1 protein-coding gene is annotated in these 282 nt (G+C 74.1%); it reads right to left on the reverse strand.

What is annotated here, in order from left to right; genetic code table 11:
* On the reverse strand, positions 1-282 hold a 282-nt coding region (locus MD536_RS21610; protein ID WP_239603852.1), incomplete at both ends, for a tRNA-guanine transglycosylase.

Genomic DNA, 282 nt, shown 5'->3' on the forward strand with positions numbered 1-282 from the left:
AGCCCTGCTGGATCGCGAACAACCCGCCCGACCACGCAGCGTCGTGCCGCTGCCGCAGCCCGGAGGCCCGCGCGAGACCGCGCCGTGCCCAGTCCACGCTGCGCATGGTCGAGGCCTCGGCCGTGGGCCGGTCCACCGGGTAGGGCAGGCACTCGTCGAGGACCATCGCCACGTCGACCCCGAAATCCGCCTGGGCGTCGACGACGTTCTCCGGCGTCAGCCGGTGCTCAGCGCCGTCGATGTGGGAGCGGAAGCTCACCCCGTCGGCGTCGAGCCGCCGCC

Origin of the sequence: Flavihumibacter cheonanensis, assembly GCF_022352215.1 — a bacterium.
Lineage (GTDB): Bacteria > Bacteroidota > Bacteroidia > Chitinophagales > Chitinophagaceae > Flavihumibacter > Flavihumibacter cheonanensis.